This is a genomic window from Bacillus sp. SIMBA_074 (genome assembly GCF_046534555.1).
Classification (GTDB): Bacteria; Bacillota; Bacilli; order Bacillales; family Bacillaceae_G; genus Bacillus_A; species Bacillus_A mycoides.
The window spans coordinates 1-245 of record NZ_JAWRYM010001040.1 but is presented as its reverse complement, the minus strand read 5'-3'; the positions used below and the strand labels follow the sequence as shown (position 1 = coordinate 245).

The window sequence follows — 245 nt, the reverse complement described above, 5'->3', positions numbered from 1 at the left end:
AGGCGTCGCAGCGGCGATGCTGGTCGGCGTGATCTGCGGCGTGATCAACGGGTGCATCATCGTTTTTGGGCGCGTGAACTCCGTGATCGCGACTCTGGCCACCCTGGCCGCCTACCGCGGCGTGGCAGATCTCATCTCGAATGGTTCGGCGCAGGGCTACACCGGCTCCGACCCATTCTTCATATTCATATCGCGCGGGTCTCTTGTTGGCATACCCACTCTGATCTGGATCCTGATTCTGATAT

1 pseudogene is annotated in these 245 nt (G+C 59.6%); it reads left to right on the top strand.

What is annotated here, in order from left to right:
• Positions 1–16 precede the first annotated feature (16 nt).
• Positions 17–245 (top strand): annotated as a pseudogene (locus SB773_RS33925) (hypothetical protein); the annotation flags it as partial.